We start from the raw sequence: 22,387 nt of genomic DNA on the forward strand, positions 1-22,387 counted from the left end.
GAAACCCGTACCTCCACGTCCCAGAAGGAGCCCAAGATGATCTCTCTTGACGGCAAGCGCGCCCTCGTGACCGGTGGCGGAGCCGGTATCGGCCGCGCCACCGCCCAGGTCCTCGCCGAACTCGGCGCCCGCGTGGTGATCGCAGACATCGACACGGAAGGCGGCGAAGAGACGGCGAAGGACACCGGAGGGACGTTCGTACGCTGCGACGTGTCCCGGCGCGAGGACTGCGAGGCCGTCGTGAACACGGCGCAGGAGCGATTCGGCGGTGTCGACGTACTCTTCAACAACGCCGGCATCATCCGCCGCTCCACGGTCTGTGAGATCACCGAGGACGACTGGGACCTGGTGATGGCCGTGAACATCCGCTCGGTGATGCTGATGAGCCGCCTCGTGATCCCGGGGATGGCCGCGCAGGGCGGCGGCTCGATCGTCAACACCGGGTCCGGCTGGGGCATCCGCGGCGGCGGCCGAGCCGTCTCGTACTGCGCGTCGAAGGGCGCCGTCGTCAACATGACCCGCGCCATGGCCATCGACCACGGCCCCGACAACATCCGCGTGAACTGCGTCTGCCCCGGTGACACGGCGACCGGGATGCTCGCCGAGGAGGCCCGCCAGCTCGGCGAGAGCTCCGACGCGTTCTACGCCGACGCCGCCGACCGTCCGCTCGGACGCATCGGGCAGCCCCGCGACATCGCCCAGACCGTGGCGTTCCTCGCCTCGGACGCCTCGGCGTTCCTGAGCGGGGCGATCATCCCGGTCGACGGCGCCGGTACCGCGTGACCCGCGGGTAGCGGATAATCGACCGCACCGAAGGGGAGGGCAGCCGCACATGCCAATCGAAAACCGCCCGCTGCGCGAACAGGTCAAGGAGGAACTGATCAAGCGCCTCGGGCGCGGCACGATCGCGACCAGTGAACCTATCAACGAGGGACAGCTCGCCACCGAGCTCGGCGTCAGCCGTACTCCGCTGCGCGAAGCCCTGATCACGCTGGAGCGTGAGGGCGTCATCACCAGTGAGCGCGGCAAGGGCTTCCGCTTCACACCGCTCAGCGCGCAGGAATTCCGTGACCTGTCCGCGATCGTCGCGACGCTGGAGGCGCTGGCCCTGGAGTCCAGCGACCCCGAGCATCTGGCGGCGACGGCTCCCCGGCTGCTCGAGGAGGCGCGCGCGTTCTCGGCCCCGCAGGCACCGCTCGACGTCATAGAGCGGTACGACGACGCGTGGCACGACATGCTCCTGTCGGGCTGCACGAACGACCGCCTGATGAAGCTCATTACCTCCCTGAAGGTGACGATGCACCGCTACGAGCGGGTGGCCCTGGGCGACCAGGACATCCTGGAACGTTCCGCGGTGGAGCACGAGCGGATCGCCGAGTGCCTCCAGCGCGGCGACCTCGACGCGGCGGTCGCGGCGCTCAAGGAGAACTGGAACAGCGGAATGCACCGGATCCTGGAACACCTCAAGGACTGACCCCGTGCGGCAGGTCCCTGGTGAAGCCGTGGTGCGGGTCGGGCCCCGGGCTCGACCCGCACCCTCCATTCGGGGTCCGATCACCGTGGATCGGACGTGAGGAGCCGGCTGGGCCAGTACTTCGACAGCCCGAGTCCGGTCAACGGTCAGCCGTCCACGGAGATCGCCCGAGGCGCCGACGCGGACGCGGAACGCGCCCCGGACACGGTGCACGCTGCCGCGCCCGCCCGGGGCCGTACGTCGCCCACCACGCACGCCGCCCCGATCAGCCGGCGAACTGGGCCATCCACGCCTCGACTTCGTCCGCGGCACGCGGCAGTCCGGCCGACAGGTTCTCGTGGCCGCCGTCGGTGACGACCAGGTCGTCCTCGATCCGGACGCCGATGCCGCGCCATTCCTCGGGCACGGTGAGATCGTCCGGCTGGAAGTACAGGCCGGGCTCGACGGTGAGCACCATGCCCGGCTCCAGCACGCCGTCGACGTACTCCTCGTTGCGGGCCGCCGCACAGTCATGGACGTCGAGCCCAAGCATGTGGCCGGTGCCCGCCATGGTGAACCGGCGCTGCAGGCCGAGTTCGTACGCCTGGTCGGCCGGGCCCGCGATGAAGCCCCACTCGACCAGCTTCGCCGCCAGGTAGCGCTGGGACGCCTCGTGGAAGTCGCGGTACTGGGCGCCCGGCTTGACAGCGGCCATGCCCGCCTCCTGGGCCTCGTACACCGCGTCGTAGACCTTGCGCTGCACGGGCGTGAAGGTACCGCTGATCGGGAGGGTGCGCGTGACGTCGGCGGTGTAGAGGGTGTGCGTCTCCACGCCAGCGTCGAGCAGGAGCAGGTCGCCGGGGCGCACCGGGCCGTCGTTCTCCGTCCAGTGCATGATCGTGGCGTGCTCGCCCGCCGCGCAGATCGATCCGTAGCCGACGGAGTTGCCCTCCAGACGTGCCCGGCGGAAGAACGTGCCCTCGATCCACCGCTCGGACGACGCGATCGCCCGGGAGAGCTCGCCGACGACATCGGTGAATCCGCGCACAGTGGAGTCCACAGCCTTGCCCATCTCGGCCAGCTCCCACGCATCCTTGACGAGGCGGAGATCGCTGAGCGCCTCCTCCAGTTCGGCGTCGCGCTCTTCGTCGGTGGTGACGGCAGCCTCCAGAGCCGGGTCGATGCCGCGGACGATCCGGGTCGGCGTGCCGGAGGCGGCGGCCAGGTCGTCGGCCGCCGTGCGGACGTCTCGGCAGGGCAGACCGAGCACGAGCTCCGACTCGGCGAGGGAGCGGCGCCGGCCCATCCACAGTTCGGCGGTGTAGCCGAGCCAGAACTCGTCTGTGTCCCTGCTGTCCCGCGGCAGCTGATAGCAGTAGGCGTCGTGGCCGCCGTCCGCTCGGGGTTCGAGGACGAGAGCGCCGTCCCGGGCCTGGTCCCCGGTCATGTGCACATAGCCCGAGTACGGCCGGAACGGGTAGGTGTCGTCGTTCGAGCGGACCTTGAGATTCCCCGAGGGGATCACGAGGCGTTCGCCGGGGAAGCGCGCGGAGAGCGCGGCGCGGCGGCGGGCCGCGTACGGAGCCTGCTCGCTGAGCTGCAGACCGTGCCGCTCGGTGTCGGCCCACCCCGTCCGCATCAGGGCGGACAGCTCTTCGGAGATCCCTTGGTAGAGACCGTTCTTTCGGCCTTTCGCCACTTCATACACCTTCTTCTGGGTGGGTTCCTCAGAGGGCCAGGGGCAGAGAGGCACGTGCGGACAGGCCGAACTCCCTCCCGGTGCAGCCCCAGGCGCACTCGCTGCCACCGGTCGTCGGCGGCTCCCGGACGGTACCCCGCATCGCGCTCACCGGGTGCCGAAGACTGCCAGTGGCACAGATCGGCCATCGGGCGTCCGAACCGCCCGCCCGGAACGAACGAAAGCCGTCGATAATGCCTCACATGGCAAACGCAAAGCTCAGCGAAGCTCTTCGGCTTCTGGGGATCGGTCACGAGGCAGGCGGGCTCTATATGGCCCTGCTGGAGCTGGCGCCCGCTCCGCTGAGCACGGTCGGGGCCGCGGCAGCTCTGGACGGCGCGGAACTCGCCGCGGCATACGGCGAACTGGTCGACGCAGGCTTGGCCAGTGCCGCCGTGGAGGGGCGGGACGTGGTGGCCCCGGTTCCGCCCGGCGCAGGGCTGGAGATCCTCGGCCGGCACCGGGCAGCCGAGCTCGACGAGTCGCGCATCACCGTCGGGGGCGCGTTCGAGTCGTTCCGGCGGCAGCGGCTCGCCGCGTACAACAACGATCTCGTCGAAGTCGTCACCGGGGAAGCCATCGGCCCCAGGATGCGCCAGGCCTGGGCGAGTGCCCGCGAACAGATCCGGCAGTTCGACTCGCCGCCGTACTTCCCCCTCTCCGGCGCCACCGACGATTCGCTGGCCACCCTCGCCCGCGGTGTGACGCAGCGTGTCGTGTACTCGCGGGAGTCGCTGGAGCATCCGGGCCAGCTGGAGGCGGTCATCGAACCGTGCATCGAGGCCGGTGAACAGGCCAGGGTACTGCCGTCGGTGCCGGTCAAGCTCGTGATCATCGACGACGCGTACGCGCTCGTGTCGTTGTCGATCAAGGAGGCCGATGTGCACAACACCATGCTGGTCGTGCAGCCGTGCGGACTGCTCTCCGCGCTCGTGGCACTGTTCGAGCAGGCATGGCAGAACGCACTGCCCTTCCACGGCCGCACCGTCCGGCCGGGCGGCCTGCTGCCCGCCGACCGCCGCCTGCTGTGGCTCCTTGCCGGGGGTGCGAGCGACGAGGTCATCGCCCGGGAGATCGGAATCAGCCGCCGCACACTGTTCCGCCGGGTGCAGATCCTGATGGCCCGGCTGGGTGCCACGAGCCGGTTCCAGATGGCTCTGCAGGCGCAACGTTGCGGATGGCTGTGACTGGGGCATGCCTGTCTGCCCCGACCGGGGACGACGCGTCGTCGCCGGTCGATCCGGTGCGCGCAAAGGGCGCCCAGCCGAAGGTGCGCCGCGCGGCTCCTCAAGGACCGCACGCGCGGGCCGGTCAAGCCGTCGGCGGAGGCCGTCGCCGAGGCGACCAGCCTGCTCGCGCCGGGGAACGCACGGCGCTGAACGGGCGTGAGGTTCGGGCGCTGCCCCCTCGGGTGTGCCGGCCGGGGTTCTCCTGCGACGGAGCCCGGCCGGCACAAGCCGACGATTCAGTCCTGGAGGGAGGCGAGCCAGGCGGTCAGCAGTCGGTTGACCTCCTCGGGACGCTCCTGCTGGATCCAGTGCCCGCAGCCGTCCAGGATGTGGGTGGAGGCCAGGCCGGGGAGGGTGGCTGGGTAGGCGTCGATCGCGTCGGCCATCCAAGTCGTGGAGGCGTCCAGGGCGCCGCCGATGAACAGGGACGGCTGCTTGATCGGGGCGCCACCGTACTGGGCGAGGTCCTCCCAGTCGCGGTCCATGTTGCGGTAGCGGTTGAGGGCCCCGGTCATGCCGGTGCGCTCGAACTCCCCTGCGTACACGTCGAGGTCGTCCTCGGTCAGCCAGGCGGGCAGTTTGCCGCCGGGGAAGCGGTCACGCAACCGGCCGCCGGTGCGGGCCACAAAGTGCGGGTCGGGCTCGCCCTGGGCGGGCATGGTGTCGGCGGACAGGGCCGCGTAGAAGCCCGCGAGCCAGCCCCGGACGTCGGGCTCCATCTCCGCTTCGGCCCGGCCGGGCTCCTGGAAGTACGAGACGTAGAACTCCTGGTCGCCGCCCATCTGCGCGAAGATGTCGGTGGGGCGGGGGCCGCCGGGCGGCGCGTAGGGGACGCTCAGCAGTCCGACGGCACGGAAGACCTCGGGGTGGAGCAGGGCGGAGGCCGCGGCGATGCTGGAGCCCCAGTCATGCCCGACGACCACCGCCCGCTCCTCACCCAGGGCGCGCACCAGGGCGACGTTGTCCTCCACCAGGTCGAGCATCCGGTAGGCGTCCGTCGCGGCCGGCTTGGAGGAGCGGCCGTAGCCGCGCACGTCGAGCGCCACGGCCCGGTACCCCGCCGCGGCGAGGGCCGGGAGCTGGCGGCGCCAGGAGTACCAGGACTCGGGGAAACCGTGGACGAGCAGGACCAGCGGTCCGGAGCCCTGCTCGACCAGGTGCAGGCGCCCGGCGGGTGCCTCGATGGTGCGGTGGCGCAGGTCGGCGGACGGCGCGGGATGGTGCATCGCTTCTCCTCGGTTCACGGGCGGTCGCGGTTACCCACCGATCATGCGGCGCTGCGGCCGCCCGACGCGAGCACGCTTGCCATTCTGGCAAACTGGCAGGACAGGGCGGTGTGGTGGAAGCGGCACGGCCGGAGGGATTGGGGCGACGGTGACGGTGACGGACGACGGCACAGCCGACACGCTGGCGGCCATGGGCCCCCGGCTGCGGACCGCGCGCGAGCAGCGCGGCGCCACACTCACCGGCGTCAGCCGCGCGACCGGCATCTCGCTGAGCACGCTCTCGCGGATCGAGACAGGCCGGCGCAAGCCGACTCTGGAGGTGCTGCTGCAGCTCGCGAAGGCGTACGACATCTCCCTGGACGAGCTGGCCGGCACCGCACCCGTCGCCGCGGCCGGACCGCGCACCCCGATGCCGCAGCGTCCCGGCGACGACAAGGCGGTGCTGCCGCTGACCCGGTACGTGGGGGGCCTGCACGCCCACAAGCACGTCCTGCCCGCCGTCGACGCGCCGCCGGCGCGGCCGCGGCAGGTCTCCCACGACGGGTACGAATGGCTGTGCGTCCTGTACGGGCGGCTGTGGCTGGCGCTCGGCGAGCAGGACCTCGTCCTGAGCGCCGGGGACGTGGCCGAGTTCGACACCCGCACCGCCCACGGAGTCGCGAACGCCGGACCCGGCGGACCGGTCGAATACCTGATCATGTTCGGGCCGCAGGGAGAGCGCCTACGACCGCGCACCCCAGCCCTCGGCCGCGGGGCCCGGTAGCGCGGAGCACAGCGTCCGGGCCCCCGCGACGGTGCCTGCGGCTTCACGCCTCGGCGGCGTCCGCATCGCGCAGCGGGCGCAGGCCGCCGGGCATCTCGGGCAGCAGGAAGGAGTACGAGTCGTTACGAGTCGTGCTGTTGCGTCAAGGCCTCAGCTGCAGTTGAGCAGGCCCGCGTTGTGCTTGGCGTCGAGTATCCGCCGCACGCTGTCGTCGACCTTGGCCCGGAACGCAGCGTCCTGCCGCATCCGGGCCTGGATGGCCTGTGTCATCGCGGGTACGGTGCTCGGCTGCACCGTGAGGATCATGTCTCCGCCGGCCGCGATGAAGTTCACGGCCCGCTGGGCAGGGCTGAAGGACCGTACCGCGACCGCGTTCCCGAGGTCATCCGAGATGACCACTCCCTTGAAGCCGAGTTGGCTGCGCAGCAGGTGATCGATGACAGTCGGTGAGAAGGCTGCCAGGTGCTTGGGGTCGATCTTGGTGTAGGTGGCCGACGAGACCATCACGAAAGGTGACCCGGCCCGGATCCCGGCCTGGAACGGCGTGAGGCTGGAACTGCCGGTGGTCGTCACCGAGTCCACGACGTTGGCGGTGGTGTCGGTGTTGCCGATCACCTGGCCCAGCCCGGGAAAGTGCTTGAGCGTGGTCATCACGCCCGACTGGGCGAAGCCGGCGGCGAAGGCGCCGGTGTGGGAGGTCACGGTGTCCGCGGTATGGCCGTACTCGCGCTGGAAGGAACCGATGGGGATGTTGCGGGTACCCAGAGCGGCCGGGACGACGTCGGCGACCGGTGCCAGATTCAGGTTGACCCCAGCAGCCTTGAGCTGCTTGGCCCATCCGGCGGCCTGGGTACGCAGCGTCGCGGTCGGCCAGCTGCCCTGGGTCAGGCCGCTGGGGATGGCCGAGAAGCCGGGGCCGTTGAGCACCTGCACCCGGCCGCCCTCCTGATCGGTCGCGACCAGGAGGCCGACCCGCCGGTCGGCGATCCGATCCGTCTGGCCTCGGAAACCGTCGACGAGCTTTCTGGTCGCCGTCGTACCGGCGGTGCTGCGGCCGGTCAGCATGACTGACCCCACATGGTTGTTGCGCAGAGTGCGCAGCTGAGCTTGATCGGGGTGGGCCGCGGAGATTCCGCCCATGAAAAGCTGTCCGGCCCGTTGAGCAGCGGTCATGCCGGACAGGTATCGGTCGGTGCAGGTGGCGGCAGGTACCGACGGGGCGGTAGTCGCGGTGGCCGGGGCAGCATCACTGCTGGTACGGCTCTGCAGTGCACTGGCGGCACCCGGGTCTCGTGTGCCAAGGCTGGCAGCGAGGGATCGGGGGGATTCGGCTGTTGCCCCGGGCGGGACCGATGCACCGAAGCCTGTGACGGCGAGCCCCAGGGTGACCAGCGGGACCCCGGTGCGCAGAGCTGTGCAGCGGCGGCTCCTGGGCCGCTGCCGGACGCGTATTCTCATGCTTCTCTCCCGGCCTCGACGAGCCGGGACTGCCGCGCGCTGCGTAGCCGCTTTCGTCACGGCGAGCCCGGCTTGCTGCGTTCATCACACCGTACGTTATTGGGTACTTGTTCGCCCCTTGGCGGGTGTGGGGAATCTACGGCCGCTTTCCGATCTGCTCCATCGAGGACGGCCTCGACGAGGACGACTGGGACGGTTGGGTACGACTCACTGAACGCGAGACCGAGCACGCCTTCATCGCCGACCTCGTCGTCGGCGTCGGCTGCGGGCAGATCAACTCCGGCGCCCCCGCACGAGGCGAACACGTCACCAAGGACAACCGCCTGATCGAAATCGCGACAGCCGATCCGTCCTTGTCGTACGGCCTGACCCTGTGACGGGTTCCGTCGGCCTCTCAGCGCCGCTCGACTCCGGTGACGGCCAGCAACACCACAGCGAGAACCTGGATGGCGACGACCACCGTGATCAGCACCGGGATCGAGTAGCTGTACAGCCCGCCCGTCAGTGCACCGCCGGCCAGACTCGCCGCACCGACCACGCCCGCGAACAGGCCGTAGGCGGTCGCCCGCCGCCCGCTGGGCACCAGGTCCGCGACCGTCGCCCGCAGAGTGGACTCCTGGATGCCCATGGCCGCGCCCCACACCAACGACCCAGCGACCGCGATCGCCACCGTGTTGGTGAACGCCAGTGCCACCACACCCGCGGTCAGCACCGGCAGAGCGACCAGCGCACGCGGCCCGATCCGGTCATAGAGCCAGCCCGTGGCCAGTGCCGCAACCGCGTCCACGGCCATCGCGGCCGCGTACAGCACCGGCACCCAAGCGGCAGTCAGCAGATGCCCCTGAACCAGGTGGTAGGAGAGCACACCGAAGGTGGCGAACCCGGTCGTGGTGGCCGCGGTGAAGGCGGCGTAGGTCCAAAACGCCCTCGGCAGCCGCCCATTCGGCGCCTCCGGCATCGCAGGCGCGAGCGCTGCGGCGGTTGCCTCGCGTTCGTAGGCTTTTGGAGCAGGCACCCGGGCACGCAGCCAGAACAACAGCGGCAGTACGGCGATGCCAGGGGCTGCGAGCACACCGAGCGCGGGACCATAGTCATTCCCGGTCAGTGCAAGCACGCCCGCCACCAGCAGCGGGCCGGCAATGGCGCCGACCTGGTCCAGCGCCTCATGGACAGCGAAGCCCCGGCCTCGCCCGGTCGCAGCGGTGGCATGCGAAAGGAGCGTGTCCTTCGCGGGCGAGCGCACCGCCTTACCCACCCGCTCGGCGATCACCAGCACACAAGCGGCCCACAACGCCCCGGCCACGCCCAGCAGCGGCACCGAGACAACCGTCAGGGCGTACCCGGCGATCGCCAGGCCCCAGAAACGACGCGTCCGGTCCGCCATCGGCCCGGAGACCAGCCGCAGCCCCAGCGCCGCCGCCTCCCCCGCACCGGTGACCACCCCGACGACCAGGGAGGACGCTCCCAGCGAGGCCAACAGCGGCCCGGTGATCGAGCGGGCGCCCTCGTACACGACATCCGCGAGCAGGCTGACCGTGCCGAACCACACCACGAACCGCCACGGCCCCATCCGCGCCGGCCGCTCCGTCTCGCTTCCCTCGAACACCGGCCGGTTCACGCCCACATCGCCTCCGCGAACGACACCCCGACGAACGCCGCCCCCAGCCCCGCCACCACACTGGCGACAACGTTGGCGGCGGCGAAGAACCTCGCCCCGCCCTCCGCCAGCCGCAGCGACTCGTACGAGAACGTCGAGTACGTCGTCAACACCCTGCACAGCCCAGTACCGAGCAGCAGCTGCACTTGCGACAACGCGGCCCCGGCCGCCACGGCTCCCGACAACAGGCCCAGGATCAGGCAGCCGACCACATTCACTGTAAACGTGCCCCACGGTAAGGCCGTGTCGCGCCGCTTCTGCTCCGCCATGTAAGGACACCTCGTCGCCGGCTGCGCAGGCGACCGAGTGAGCCGCCGAGGTGTCCGCGCGACAAGGAAAGCGGCCGGCGTCCGATGCCGCCCCGGTCAGCCCGCCTTCGGCGGCTTCTGCGCGTCGAAGGCGAAGAGAGTGTTCTTGGCCGCGGCCACGATCACCGCACCCCCCGCAACGGTCACGCGCGGGCTTTCGCCCTGCTCGCCCGTCAAACCATCGGCCTGCGGGTTTGTTGTCCACAGGGGTTTGCCCTCGTACGGCGACAGCGCGACCACCCGGCCGGTGGCCGAGCTGAAATACACCGCGTCGGCTCCCGCAACGGGACCCGACGCACCCTCCACGCTTGTCTGCCGCGACCACTTCTTCCGGCCGGTCGCAGGGTCGAGCGCCGTGACGAGACCGGTCTGCCCGCTCACGTAGACGGTGCCGTCCGCCATGCCGGGCGTCCCCACGTATGTCTTGGCCAGTCGGGAGTACGTGACCTTCCGCGAGGCCGGGTCGACCCGCGCCACCCCGTCGTAGCCGGCCAGCGCCGGTCCCTCCATATCTACGTGAAGGAGTACGAGCCTGCCGTCGGCGACGCCCATCGGCACGGCGGGGCCGTCAACCGCGATGGGCCCGCCCAGTGTCCCCGAGGTGCGGTCGACCGTGTACAGGGTGGGGTGGCGCACCTCCAGGGCTTCCACCTCCGCATCCGTCGCGCACATCGCGAAGAGCTGCGGGCCCACCGGGACGGGAGCACACTGCGTACTCGCGGGGAACGACGTCGTCCAGGCGACCTCACCGCTGTGCGCGTCCCTGGCCTCGAAGCGGGTGTTGGAAGCGTCGACCGTCACGACTTCGGAGCCGATCACAATGGCATCCTGAGTCCGACCTGTGACGGCCTGCGACTGGGCGCCGGACGGCACGGACCACAGCTCCCGGCCGTTGTTCGCGTCGATGGCCACCACCTCGCTGGGAGGGTCCTGCGGGGCGTCCTGGGCGGCGAAGCGGTAACCGAGCACCGTGTCGTCGGTGGCGCCCACCAGGTGCATGCCCTGGACGGGGACGCCCGGACTCTTCACCGTCCACACCCGCGAGCCGTCCAGGGCCCTGATACGCGTCGCGACAACACCGCCGCCCCCGCAGAACAGCGCGTCGCGTCGCGAGACGCAACGCAGCTCGTCCGGGATGTCCGCGCGACCGCCTTGCACGGTCGTGCGCCACGGCTTGAAGCCGTCCGGAAGTGCGGCACCCGGCGCCGCAACGCTGTTGCCCTTGTCGTCGCCGCTGTTCCCCCCGAAGCCGCCCGCCTTCAGTGCGGCGACTCCCCCGCCGATCGCTGCCACCGCGACCGCGGCCGCGAGCACAGGACGCCATCGGTGACGCAGACGGCGGCCGATGGGGATGCCAGTGCTCCCTGTATCGGGGCCTGCCGGGGCGGTGGTCGGAGCGGTCGGCGCCGGGGTGGCCCGCGTCGCGAAGTGATGCTCGGTGATCATGTCGCGGGTGCAGCCCGCGCCAACCCCGTTCGCGTCGGTTCCACCGAGGTCGGCCGGCAGGTCCCGCAGCAGCACGAGGAGTTCGTCCGCCGAGGGGCGCCCCGTGGGCTCCTTGTCCAGGCACGACTCGACGACCGCGCGCAAAGCCGCCGGCACGGCACCCAGCGACGGCTCCTCGTGCACCACCTGATAGGCGGTCATGTACGGGCTCTCCGCGTCGAAGGGCCCGTGGCCCGTCGCTGAGTACACCAGCAGCGTCCCCAGCGAGAAGACATCGGACTGCGGCCCCACACCACGCGGCGCCTGCAACTGCTCCGGCGACATGAAGGGCGGCGTTCCGATGACCCGCCCTGTCATCGTCAGCGTCTGCTGGTCCATGGCGCGCGAAATGCCGAAGTCGATGACGCGAGGGCCCTCGGGCGAGAGCACGACGTTCGAGGGCTTCAGGTCACGGTGGACGACCCCCACCCGGTGGATGTCGCGCAGCGCCTCCGCCAGCCCGATGGCGAGCCTCCTCAGCTCCGCTCCGTCCAGCGGGCCCTTCGTGGTGATGCGTTGGGCGAGCGTGTGCCCCTCGATATAGGTCGTCGCCATCCACGGCTGCTCGGCCTCAGGGGCAGCGTCGACCACGGCGGCGGTGAACGCGCCGCTCACCCGCCTCGCCGCCGCCACCTCCTGCCGGAAACGGATGCGGAACTCGTCGTCCCCCGCGAACTGTTGATGGATCAGTTTGATCGCGACAGGTCGCCCCGAACTCGTACGGGCCAGAAAGACCGTGCCCATACCACCCGAGCCGAGCCGCGCCTCGAGCGGATAGCCGCCGATCTCGGCTGGATCGCCTCCGCGCAGCGACACTCTTCCCGACCTCCCGTCCCCCGTGCACCTCTGCCACCACGGGCCTGCGTACCTGTCCTGCACACAAACTAGCCGCAGGGCCGTACCGCAGAGCAAAGCGGGTGACGATCAGGGAGCCCAGGGCTGCTCCCGTGCCGCACACGACGACGCCCCGCCAAGAGCATGGCGGGGCGTCGTCGTGTCGTAGAACACCGCACGGTGCGGCCCATCGCCACACGCAGCCCCCGTCGGCACAAGCCGACGGGGGCTCGTGACCTCTCACACGCGTTGAGCCGAGTCGGGTTGACGGGGAACGGCTTACACCGCGCGCATGACGGTCAGCGTCATGCTGTTGTTCTTGTAGGACACCCGGAACAGGTAACCGCCCACGTTCAGGACCCGGTTCTCCGGCAGCGCGTGGAAGGCGCCCTTGATCGAGCTACCGCTCATGATCGTGAACACGGTGCCCGGGGTCAGCTTGCCCCGCACGTTCAGGTCCAGCTCACCGTCCAGCACCAGGTTCCCCGCCGCCCGGACGCTCGTGTAGTCCCGGTCGCCGGAGATCGTGACGGCAACACGACCCTGCTCGCCGATGGTCGCGTTCCCGCCGACGTTCAGGACATTGCCTGCGGCGCCGGAAGCGCCGGTGATCTGCGCGGCCTCGTCGGCCGTGACACCGGGCCGCAGCACGCCGCCCCTGACGTTGATGCTGTCCCCCACGGTGCCGCTGCCGCCGAGCGTTCCGCCGCGCACGTCGATGGCGCTCGCGTGCGAGCCGACGACCGAGAGTTTGCCGTCGAGGACGGTGCTCGTCCCGTGCCAGGTCTCGCTGCCGGTGAGGAACAGGGTGCCGGCGCCACGCTTCGTGAGGCTGCCCTCGTAGGCGCGGGCCTCGCGGGCCTGCTCACGGCGGACCCCGATGGCGTAGTCCGACTTGTCGGCGTCGCTCGCGTCGGCCGGCAGGCCCTCGGTCCAGCCCTTGGCGGCCTTGGTCGCCGTCCAGGCGGCCGCCTCGGCGGCGTCCTCCTTCTGGCGGGCCCGGATCGCGACGTCCGAGATGTCGTTCGACCACACGTCGTCGCGCCCCTGCGTGTCGACGGCGAACGGCCCCAGGAACTGGCCCGGACCGTTCATGGCCTCCCGCAGGCTGACCGTGCCCCAGCCGTTGCGGCTGTCCGGCACCTGCACGATCTGGCCACCGGTGGGGTTCAGCACGGCGTTGCCCGCCGCGTCACTGATCGTGTTGTTCTGCCGGCCGGTGGTGAACATCGTGTAGAGCGCCTGCTCGTTGGTCATGTACGGGAAGCGCTGCATGATCAACGACAGTGCGGCCGCCGAGTGCGGGCCGGCCATCGACGTCCCCGACGCACTGCCGTAACGGGGCTCGGGCACGCCGTTGACGACCGATACGGTTGTGCTGTTGATGCCGTTGGCCGGCGCCGTCACGCAGGACCACTTCGCGACGCCGCACTGGTTGAACGTCTGCTGGCCGGGGACCAGGACGGAGCCGTCAGGGTTGAACGTGCGCCCCACGGTGGGGTTGATCCCCGACGTCGTGTACCAGCTGCCCTCCAGCTCGGGCATGAAGTACGGCGCGGCGCCTCGCGGCGACGGGTTCACGTAGCCGCTGTTACCGGCGGTGAACTGGATGACCGTGCCCGTACGCGCGGCCTCGATGGCGCCGTTCAGCCAGTGGGCGGCGCTGCCGTTCGCGTCGACGACGCCATCAGGAGTGGACCAGAGGCGCCATGCCGTGTTCAGACCGAAGCCCGCCGGGCTGCCGGACGGCGTGTCATACGTGTTGTAGTTTTCCGTGTTGGGCTGGCTGCCCCAACTGCTGGTGATGATCCTGACGGGCTCGCCGTTCGCCGTCTTGGCGGAGTTCACGGCCCGGTAGACATTGCCGATGTAGGCGTCGTCCGGCTTCTGCGCGGCGGTTGCGTTCGCCGGCAGGAGACCGTAGAGCACGCCGTCCGTCTTGCCGGTGTTGCCCATGTACACGTTGCTGTTGAACGCGACGCCGTGCATGTTGGCATCCGGCCCGGCCGGTTGCGTCTCGCCGACGCCGTCGCGGCTGGCACCGATGGTCCCGGTGACGTGGGTGCCGTGACTGTCGTTGAACGCCGGGTTGTAGAACCCCGGCGTGGGGCCCGTCTGGCCGCCCTGGGCCTCCACTGAGAAGTAGCGGTCCCCGACCGCGTAGTTCGTGTCCAGGCTTCCGTGCTCCCGGACGTGCCCGGCGAAGACGCCCGAGTCGACGACGCCGACGTTCATCCCGGTGCCGGAGTAGCCTGCGGCGTAGGCGAATTCGGCTCCCATCGACGCCAGGCCGGCGTCCCGGTTGAACTCAGGGGTACGCCAGCTCGCCGCGTCGCCGAGCCGGCCGGGATCTCCCTCGTAGGTCTTGATCGGCGGTGGCACGGGCCCCTGCCCCATCGCCGGCTGCGCGGCGACTCCGAGCACCACCATCGGTATCAGCGCTGCTATCAGCGCCGGCTTCACTCGTTTTGTGTTCGACACTCCGACCCCTCCCAGTTCGATTGCGCCGGATGCTATGCCTCCCTTCCGGAACTGATCAAGGTTTCGGCGGAAGCGCTATCTATCTGCGTTGGACGTAAGCACCAGAGGCCGGACGATCCGTGACATGGCAGCGCTGGCGGACGTGCCATGGACGGTGCGTGCCAGTCAGGCCGCCGGTTACCGGCGCCGCCGGCCAGGAACAGGACGGCCGTGACGAGCAGCCAGCTTGTGAGGAACGGCCGTTGGACCTGCCCGGACGCGGCCGGACAGGTCGGCCGACCCAACCGGAAGTTGCCCGGCAGGCAGACCAGGAACAGCAACCCTGAGGCCGGCGCCGACACGCGGACACGCGGACACGGTTCAGCGGCGCGGGACCCCATGCCGGCACCACAGGAGCCCAGCACGCGCCGCGCCGCGGCCGGCCCGTAGATCGGGACCAGCATGAACCGCCCCGGGTTCGGTAGAGATCTCAGGTTGCAAGGCCGTCGGCGCCAGCGCGGCAGCTGCTGAAGTTCCTCACGCCGCGCCACTCGGCGCAGCTGGCGGCGTTCATCGATCTCCGGGCCCTCAATCCGGAGCACGAGCACCGGCAGCGCGGCACTTACTGTCGGGGCCGCCCGCGTGGTGGGCCCGGTCGGGCGAGGAGGCACTGGCCCATTCGGTGATGACGAGACCATCACTTTACTGTCATTCGACATCGACCCCTGTCGAACGACGGACCTTTCACAGCGAGCGCGACTGCGGAGCTTCGAGTCAACACTGTCTCCCGCCTTCGAAAACGGGGCGGCGAACCCATCAAACCTTGACTTATGCCAGTTTACGTCATCGGTCTTCCGCTTTCATTCGGAACCGTGCCAGCATGCAGGCAACGGAGACCCCCCAAACGCAAGGGTCAAACGATATCGTTTCATCGCTTTGGTTTCGGTCACACCATGTGAGCGTGGCGAATGGACACCACCTACCGGCCGGACAACCCGGCCGAGCACAGACACATCAAGTGAGGGCTCTCCCGTCCCTCGGAGTCGATCGAGAACGGTGACATGCCCACGCGGATCGTCCAGCACGACGGCATCCGCATTTTCGACCTGTCCTGACGTGGATCCGTGGATCTGTGATTCAGCAGACTCAACACACCCTTTGGAGTAGAGATGACCCACTCTCGTTCCCTGAGCAGGCGCCGGCTGCTCCAGGCCGGCAGCGCGCTCGGGCTGGCTACTACCGCCGGATCCCTTCTCGCCTCGCAAGCCGACGCGGCACCCGCGGCGGCCACGACGAAGGTGACGGATCTGGGGCCGGGTCTGGTCCAGTTCTCCCTGATGAGCGGCCTGCTGGTCGGCGACACCGTCTACATCGGCTCGCGCAACCTGAACCCCTCCAGCGTTGTCGGGTTCCATCTGCCGAGCCGGAAGGTGGTGTCGTACACGAACCTCGATGCTGGGCCCGAGCCCTCCATCCAGGCGTTGGCGGCGGACCCCACCGGGCGGTACCTGTACATCGGCGTTCTGGTCAAGTCCGACCGTGGCAAGCCGAATCTCTATCGGTGGGACCTGACGACGCCGGACCAGCCCGCCGTGGCCATCGGCAGGACCGAGGACCGTGACATCCGTGATCTGGCGGTCGCCCCCGACGGCACGGTCTTCGCCGTGGGCGGGGTCCCGGACAAGCCGCCCGTCCTGTGGCAGTACGACCCCGCCACCGGTGCCGTGAGCAATCTGGGCGCCCCCGACCCGAAGGCGACGCTGGCCAGGGCGGTCGCGGCCACGGACACCACCGTCTTCTTCGGAGCGGGCAGCGTCCTCGCCGGCGGGAGCGGCGCAAGCAGGGCGTCTCTGTTCGCCTTCGACCGGAAGAGCCGCGAGTTCACCTCGATCGTGCCCAAGGAGATGGAGAAGGACCCCAGCCTGCGGGAACTCGCCGTCCAGGACGGGAAGCTGATCGTCGGCACGTCGGGCGGGGTCGATCCCGCGAAGCTCGCCGTGATCGACCTGGCGGACTTCTCCTCGTACACGCTGGTGGCCACCGAGGGCAAGGTCATCAAGATGTTCGCCTCCGACGCCGAGCGGATCTACTTCGCCTCCGAATCGGGAGTGGAGGCCTACTCGAAGGCCGACAGGACGATCTCCCGCGTGGAATTCACCGGGCCCGACCTCGGTGAGATCTGGGGCGTGGACCACATCGACGGGAAGCTCGCGGTCGTCTCGGGTTATGGTTTCGTCGCCGAGATCGATGTGGCGGCCCGTACGTCGGTGGTCACCGACCTGCACGACGCGGGAGCGAAGGCGGGTCCGCAGGCGGGCATGGGGATCGCCGCCGGCGACGGCTACGTGTACCTGGGGGGCAACGGTGCCATCTCCCGGCGCAATCTGAAGTCCGGCGAGGTCGTCAACCTGCAGGCACCCGGCGAGGCCAAGGACGCCGAAGTGATCGAGGGCGTCCTGTACACCGGCCAGTACAACTCGCAGGGCATCTGGCGGTACGACCCCTCCCGGCGGCGGCAGCCGGAGCAGGCCGCGAAGTTCCCCAGCGAGCAGAACCGCCCGCTGGACGTCTCATGGGACCCGGACAACGAGCTGCTCCTCGTCGGTGTGCAGTCCGACACCGAGGGCGGCGGCGCCCTGTGGACGTACTCCCCCAGGACCGGGGCGTCGGCCGCCTACCCCAATCCGATCGACGACGTCCAGCTCGTCCGGGCCGTGGCCAACCGGGACGGCGTCGCCTACCTGGGTGGCGACAACGCCTCGAAGGAGGGGCCGCGCGCCACGGTCGTCGCCGTCGATCCGGTCACCGGAGAGGAGCAGTGGCGCGTCGACACGAAGCAGCCGGCGGGCGTGGCGGCCTTGGCGGTGCAGGGCCGGAACCTCTACGGACTCACCACGAAGGGCGGTCTGTTCATCGTCGACCGGCGGACCCGGAAGGTGGTGCACACCTCGGACGTCAGCAGTGTCAGCAAGGGCTTCGCCGCCATGGTCACCAACCGGGGCGTGGTGTACGGCGTCTCGGACACGACCCTCTTCCGTTTCCACCCGGAGACGTTCGCCGTCAGCACGGTCGTCGCCGACATCAACGGGGCCTGGTACAGCGGCCCGCATGTCAACGTGCACGGGGGTCTGCTCTATACGCTCCGCGGCGGCAACCTCGTCGCGGTCGACGACAGGCCGTCGCACTGACCCGGCCATGAGGTCGCTGTTCCCCGGATCCACTGGTCCCGGCCAACGTTGACTTTTGATTGATATCTTTCGGTTGTCGAGTGAAAGGCGATGATTCACTCGTTGCCGAGAGGGGACTGAAGGTGTTGGCTGACGAACGGCGGGAAGCGATCCTGCGTGCGGTGGAGCGCCAGGGTTCGATCACTGTGAAGGCGCTGGCCGAGGAGATGGGAGTCTCCGCCGTGACCCTGCGCCAGGACGTGCGGGAGCTGGCCGGCCGGGGTCTGCTGACCCGGGTGCACGGTGGCGCCAGGGCCCTGGCCCCGGACGCTGCCGCGCCCACGCGCGTTCCCGCCGAGTTCCCGGCCTCCGCTCCGGTGCCCGCCGCGCAGAAGGAGAAGTACGCCGTCGGGCTGGTGGTGCCGCCGGGCGGCTACTACTACGCGGAGGTGATCCGCGGTGTCCAGAAGGCGGCCCGCACGCTCGGTGTCCGTGTCGTGCTGGCCGTCTCCGGGGAGTCGCTGGCGGAGAATCAGGAGCAGGTCCGCCAGCTCATGGCCGACGGGGTCGACAGCCTGCTGCTGATGCTGCACCCGGGCCTGCGCCCGCTGGACGAGACCGACGAGTGGCTGAGCACCCTGGAGGTGCCGGCCGTACTGGTGGAGCGCAGGGCGGGGATTCGGGCCGGCAGGCTGGAGCAGGTGGCTTCCGACCATGCCTACGGCGCAGCCCTCGCCGTACGTCACCTCGCCTCGCTCGGGTACGACCAAGTGGCCTTGGTCGCCAGGGTGGAGAGTCCCAACACGGCTCTGCTCAGCGTCGGTTACGCCGACGCCGTGAAGGCCATGGGGCTGAGGCCCGGGCCGGAGTACCGCATCGTCACCAACGGTGATGCGGCTCCGGTCGACGCGCGTTTCGACGAGGTGGTCCGGGCCGTGGAGGCGGGCGAGGTCCGGGCGGCGCTGGTGCACAACGACATAGATGCCATTGCCCTCGTCGGCATCCTGCGCGCTCGGGGGCTGCGGGTGCCGGAGGACCTGGCCCTGGTCACGTACGACGACGAGGTCGCCGAGATGAGCGAGGTGCCGCTCACCGCGGTGGCCCCTCCCAAGCAGGCGGTGGGCTCGTGGGCGCTCGACCTGGCGGTACGTCGGCTGTCCGACCCTGCCACGCCGCTGGCGGAGATTCTGCTCCGCCCGGAACTGCGGGTTCGCGCGTCCTGTGGTGCCGACCGGCGGGCGAATGCGTAGTCACTCGATGACATTTGCTGTCGTTTGAAAAAAATCGAAAGCGAATGCATTGACTCGCTGTCGTACGTAACGAATGATTGCGGTGACACCCAAGCAAACGATCGGTGGCACATCATGTTTCGTAGACGGCTGACAGCGCTGGTCTGCTCCGTCGCAGCAATCGGCCTGCTCGCCACGGGATGTGGAGACTCGGACAGCGGGACATCCACGGCGGAGAAGGGCACCGGGAAGGTCACCTTCTGGTCCTTCGTCAAGGGCTCCCAAGAGGTAGCGGAATCTTTCAACCGGACCCACCCCGACATCAAGGTGACGTTCGAGGCGGTGCCCTCGGGCCAGGAGTACTACTCCAAACTCACGAACGCAGTGAAGGCCGGCACCGTCCCGGATGTCGCGGTGGTCGAGTACCCGCAGCTGCCGGAGTTCGCCACCCAGGGCAAGCTGGAGACACTGAGCGCATCGCTCGGGCCCCTGGTCAAGGACCACTTCCCGAAGTCCGTACGGCAGTTGGTCGAGCTGGGAGGCCAGACGTGGGGTGTTCCCCGCGACGCCGCGCCGCTGATGCTGTACTACCGGAACGACTTCTTCAAGAGCCACAACATCAGCGTCCCCAAGACGTGGGACGAGTACCGGAGCATGACCGGTCAGGTGAAGAAGGCGGACCCGAAGGCCCGGGGCGGGGTGCTGTACACCGACAACCCAGGACTGCTGACCGCCCTCTCCTGGCAGGCCGGGTCCCAATGGTTCGGTACGGAGAAGGACTCCTGGAAGGTGTCGCTGACCGACGCTCCCGCCCGGAAGGTCGCCGACTACTGGGGTGACCTTGCCCGGAAGGACCTCGTCCACTCGCTGAGCTCGCTCGACCCGTTCTGGACGAGCGTCCAGCAGAACCGGACCGTCGCCTACGTATGTGCGAGCTGGTGCGCGGGAGCCCAGCAGGCGACCGTCGCCGACCAGAAGGGCAAGTGGTCGGTGGCCCCGGTCCCGACCTGGGACGCCAAGCCCGCCTCCGCCATGTATGGCGGCTCCTCCTTCGTCATCCCGAAGGGTGCCAAGAACAGCGCGGCCGCCGCCGAATTCATCAAGTGGATCACCACCGACCCCGAAGGCATGAAGGCGTGGGTCTCCTCCGGCACCAGCAGCATGTTCCCCGCCGATCCCCGTCTCGTGCCGGTCACCAAGGCCGCCTTCCCCACCGACTACTACGGCGGCCAGGACGTGTACGCCGTGGGCAGCACGTCCTACGCAGCGGTCAAGCCCGGCTGGACGTGGGGTCCCGTCATGGGGACCACCAACACGGCCATCGTCGACCAGCTCCCGAAGGTCGCCCAGGGCAAGGTGAAGCTCTTCGACGTTCTCACCGGTGCCCAGCAGGCCACCGTGAAGGACATGGAGCGTCGCGGGATGAAGGTCGCCCCGTAATACGCGACCCCTGGTGGGCCGATGCCCGCCCCGCCGGTCGAGGCCGGCATCGGCTCCCGCCCCGAAGCCTCCCGCTCCCATCGAGAAAGGCCCGGTATGACAACTCCGTCAGCCCGCGCCCAGCGCCGTACCGCCGCGCTGCTCCTGGCACCGTTCTTCATCCTCTTCACCGCCATCACCCTCGCCCCGCTGGTCTACGCCGGCTGGATGAGTCTGTTCACCACCCACACCTCCGGCCTCGGCTTCGGCGGCACGGAAGAGGTCTTCGCCGGACTGGACAACTACGTAAACGCGTTGTCGGACCCGGCGTTCCGTGGCGGCTTCATCACCATCGCCGCGTACGTCGCGATCTACATCCCCGTGATGATCGGCGGCGCACTCGTCCTCGCCCTGCTGCTGGATACCGCGCTGGCCAAGGCGCGGGCCTTCTTCCAGCTGGCCCTGTTCCTCCCGCACGCGGTGCCCGGTCTGATCGCGGCACTCATCTGGGTCTATCTCTACACGCCCGGGCTGAGCCCGGTGATCGACTTCCTGAACGCCGGCGGTCTCGGCATCGACTTCCTGTCGGCGGACAACGCGGTCTTCTCCGCGGCGAACATCGCCGTCTGGGAGTGGATCGGGTACAACATGGTCATCTTCTACGCCGCCCTCCAGGCGGTGCCGGCCGAGGCCCTGGACGCGGCGAAGATCGACGGTGCGGGTGGTATCCGTACCGCCTTGTCGATCAAGGTGCCGATGATCCGTCCGGCCATCGCGCTGGCCGTGCTGTTCACCCTGATCGGATCGGTCCAGCTCTTCACGGAGCCGAAGGTCATCTACGGCGCGTCGAGTTCGATCGGCAGCAGCTGGACACCCAACATGTTCGTCCAGACCGCCGCCTTCACCCACAACGACTTCGGTCTGGCAGCAGCGGCCTCGCTGCTCATAGCGCTGTTCGCCGCGGTGCTGTCATTCCTCGTCACCCGCTTTTCGCGCAGCAGGAGCAAGCCGTGACCAAGACCATCACACGCGTTGCCCCCGCCGGCACCCGTCCGGCTCCGGAGCGGACGGACACGGGCACGCCGGCCCGGCGGGGCCGCGGGAACCGTCCATCGGTCCTGCTGTCCAAGGCCGGTGTGACCGCGATGCTGGGGCTCGCCGCCCTCTACACCCTTCTGCCGATGCTCTGGCTGGTGCTGGCGTCCACCAAGAGCCGCGAGGACCTCTTCGCCACGAACGGCTTCGCACCGGGCAAGGACTTCGCGCTCGTCGACAACCTCAGGTACCTGTTCGAGGTCGACGACGGGATCTTCCTGCGCTGGCTGCTCAACACGATCCTGTACGCCGGTGTCGGCTCGCTGCTGGCGACGGTGTTCAGCGTGGCCGCCGGGTACGCGTTCGACAAACTGAACTTCCCCGGCAAGGAGAAGCTCTTCTCCTTGGTGCTGCTGGGCGTGATGGTGCCCGGAACGGCGATGGCGATACCGCTCTACCTGCTCGCGGCCAAGGCCGGTCTGATGAACACCTTCTGGGGTGTGTTTCTCCCCGGCCTCGTGTTCCCGTTCGGGGTGTACCTGGCCCGGGTGTTCAGTGCCTCGTACATCCCCAACGAGGTCCTCGAGGCCGCCCGTGTGGACGCGGCAGGCGAGTTCAGGACCTTCTGCAGGATCGCCCTGCCCATGATCGCGCCGGGCTTCGTGACCATCTTTCTTTTCCAGTTCACCCAGATCTGGAACAGCTTCTTCCTGCCCTTGGTGATGCTGTCCGGCAAGGACCTCTTCCCGGTCAACCTCGGTCTGTACGTCTGGTACTCCTCCGCACTCTCCCAGGGGCACCCGCAGGACTACCTCCTGGCCATCGTCGGATCGCTGGTGTCCGTGGTCCCGCTGGTCGTCCTTTTCCTGATGCTCCAGCGGTTCTGGAAGTCCGGCATGACAGCCGGCGCCGTCAAGTAGGCCGTC

Annotated in this window: 17 protein-coding genes; 10 read left to right on the plus strand and 7 right to left on the minus strand. The window is 69.3% G+C overall.

The genetic code is table 11. The annotated features are described in order from the left end of the window. The first annotated feature begins 36 nt into the window (after positions 1-36). Both ACNPQM_RS12180 and ACNPQM_RS12185 read left to right on the plus strand, forming a co-directional pair. On the plus strand, positions 37-783 hold the full coding sequence (locus tag ACNPQM_RS12180) for an SDR family NAD(P)-dependent oxidoreductase (RefSeq protein ID WP_358856074.1): 747 nt from the start codon (positions 37-39) through the stop codon (positions 781-783). Between the two features lie 49 nt (positions 784-832). Continuing rightward, positions 833-1,474 (plus strand): GntR family transcriptional regulator, encoded by a 642-nt coding sequence (locus tag ACNPQM_RS12185; RefSeq protein WP_358856075.1) that lies wholly within the window; start codon positions 833-835, stop codon positions 1,472-1,474. Between the two features lie 265 nt (positions 1,475-1,739). On the opposite strand, the gene ACNPQM_RS12190 is transcribed toward ACNPQM_RS12185, so the two are convergent. After that, on the minus strand, positions 1,740-3,152 hold the full coding sequence (locus ACNPQM_RS12190; protein WP_418083982.1) for an aminopeptidase P family protein: 1,413 nt from the start codon (positions 3,150-3,152) through the stop codon (positions 1,740-1,742). Between the two features lie 242 nt (positions 3,153-3,394). Here ACNPQM_RS12190 and ACNPQM_RS12195 point away from each other — a divergent pair, with 242 nt between their 5' ends. Continuing rightward, entirely contained in the window at positions 3,395-4,378 is a 984-nt protein-coding gene (locus tag ACNPQM_RS12195) for a LuxR family transcriptional regulator (RefSeq protein ID WP_418083983.1), read from the plus strand. A gap of 278 nt (positions 4,379-4,656) precedes the next feature. Here the strand turns inward: ACNPQM_RS12195 and ACNPQM_RS12200 are convergent, their stop codons facing one another. Further along, a complete protein-coding gene (locus tag ACNPQM_RS12200; RefSeq protein ID WP_358856078.1) occupies positions 4,657-5,646 on the minus strand; it encodes an alpha/beta fold hydrolase in 990 nt (329 codons plus the stop codon). Positions 5,647-5,800: 154 nt separating this feature from the next. Here ACNPQM_RS12200 and ACNPQM_RS12205 point away from each other — a divergent pair, with 154 nt between their 5' ends. Continuing rightward, a complete protein-coding gene (locus ACNPQM_RS12205) occupies positions 5,801-6,409 on the plus strand; it encodes a helix-turn-helix domain-containing protein (RefSeq protein WP_418084045.1) in 609 nt (202 codons plus the stop codon). Between the two features lie 150 nt (positions 6,410-6,559). Here ACNPQM_RS12205 and ACNPQM_RS12210 read toward each other — a convergent pair whose 3' ends face one another. After that, positions 6,560-7,582 carry a glycoside hydrolase family 3 N-terminal domain-containing protein gene (locus ACNPQM_RS12210; protein ID WP_418083984.1) on the minus strand — a complete coding sequence of 341 codons (1,023 nt, stop codon included), beginning with the start codon at positions 7,580-7,582 and terminating at the stop codon, positions 6,560-6,562. A gap of 410 nt (positions 7,583-7,992) precedes the next feature. Between ACNPQM_RS12210 and ACNPQM_RS12215 the strand changes: the two genes are divergently transcribed. Beyond that, complete coding sequence (locus ACNPQM_RS12215) at positions 7,993-8,244, plus strand: hypothetical protein (protein WP_418083985.1); 252 nt, start codon at positions 7,993-7,995, stop codon at positions 8,242-8,244. Between the two features lie 17 nt (positions 8,245-8,261). Here the strand turns inward: ACNPQM_RS12215 and ACNPQM_RS12220 are convergent, their stop codons facing one another. The 4 genes from ACNPQM_RS12220 to ACNPQM_RS12235 all read right to left on the minus strand — a co-directional run bounded on the left by ACNPQM_RS12220 (position 8,262) and on the right by ACNPQM_RS12235 (position 14,632). After that, positions 8,262-9,485 (minus strand): MFS transporter, encoded by a 1,224-nt coding sequence (locus ACNPQM_RS12220; RefSeq protein WP_418083986.1) that lies wholly within the window; start codon positions 9,483-9,485, stop codon positions 8,262-8,264. Beyond that, complete coding sequence (locus tag ACNPQM_RS12225) at positions 9,482-9,793, minus strand: fluoride efflux transporter FluC (RefSeq protein WP_418083987.1); 312 nt, start codon at positions 9,791-9,793, stop codon at positions 9,482-9,484. The genes ACNPQM_RS12220 and ACNPQM_RS12225 overlap by 4 nt, the downstream gene beginning before the upstream one ends. 96 nt (positions 9,794-9,889) lie before the next feature. Further along, positions 9,890-12,133 (minus strand): serine/threonine-protein kinase, encoded by a 2,244-nt coding sequence (locus ACNPQM_RS12230; RefSeq protein ID WP_418083988.1) that lies wholly within the window; start codon positions 12,131-12,133, stop codon positions 9,890-9,892. Between the two features lie 297 nt (positions 12,134-12,430). Next, entirely contained in the window at positions 12,431-14,632 is a 2,202-nt protein-coding gene (locus ACNPQM_RS12235) for a S8 family serine peptidase (RefSeq protein ID WP_418083989.1), read from the minus strand. A gap of 1,148 nt (positions 14,633-15,780) precedes the next feature. Here ACNPQM_RS12235 and ACNPQM_RS12240 point away from each other — a divergent pair. The 5 genes from ACNPQM_RS12240 (at position 15,781) to ACNPQM_RS12260 (ending at position 22,381) form a co-directional block, all read left to right on the plus strand. Continuing rightward, positions 15,781-17,799, plus strand: coding sequence for a PQQ-binding-like beta-propeller repeat protein (locus tag ACNPQM_RS12240; protein WP_418083990.1), 2,019 nt, complete (start codon positions 15,781-15,783; stop codon positions 17,797-17,799). Between the two features lie 122 nt (positions 17,800-17,921). Further along, on the plus strand, positions 17,922-19,028 hold the full coding sequence (locus tag ACNPQM_RS12245) for a substrate-binding domain-containing protein (protein ID WP_418083991.1): 1,107 nt from the start codon (positions 17,922-17,924) through the stop codon (positions 19,026-19,028). 114 nt (positions 19,029-19,142) lie between these two features. Further along, on the plus strand, positions 19,143-20,447 hold the full coding sequence (locus ACNPQM_RS12250) for an ABC transporter substrate-binding protein (protein ID WP_358856086.1): 1,305 nt from the start codon (positions 19,143-19,145) through the stop codon (positions 20,445-20,447). Positions 20,448-20,543: 96 nt separating this feature from the next. Continuing rightward, positions 20,544-21,440 (plus strand): carbohydrate ABC transporter permease, encoded by an 897-nt coding sequence (locus ACNPQM_RS12255; protein WP_418083992.1) that lies wholly within the window; start codon positions 20,544-20,546, stop codon positions 21,438-21,440. Then, a complete protein-coding gene (locus ACNPQM_RS12260) occupies positions 21,437-22,381 on the plus strand; it encodes a carbohydrate ABC transporter permease (RefSeq protein ID WP_418083993.1) in 945 nt (314 codons plus the stop codon). Before ACNPQM_RS12255 ends, ACNPQM_RS12260 begins: the two co-directional genes overlap by 4 nt. Positions 22,382-22,387: the final 6 nt, after the last annotated feature.

It is taken from the genome of Streptomyces sp. NPDC056231, assembly GCF_048270745.1.
In the GTDB taxonomy this organism is placed as follows: Bacteria; Actinomycetota; Actinomycetes; order Streptomycetales; family Streptomycetaceae; genus Streptomyces.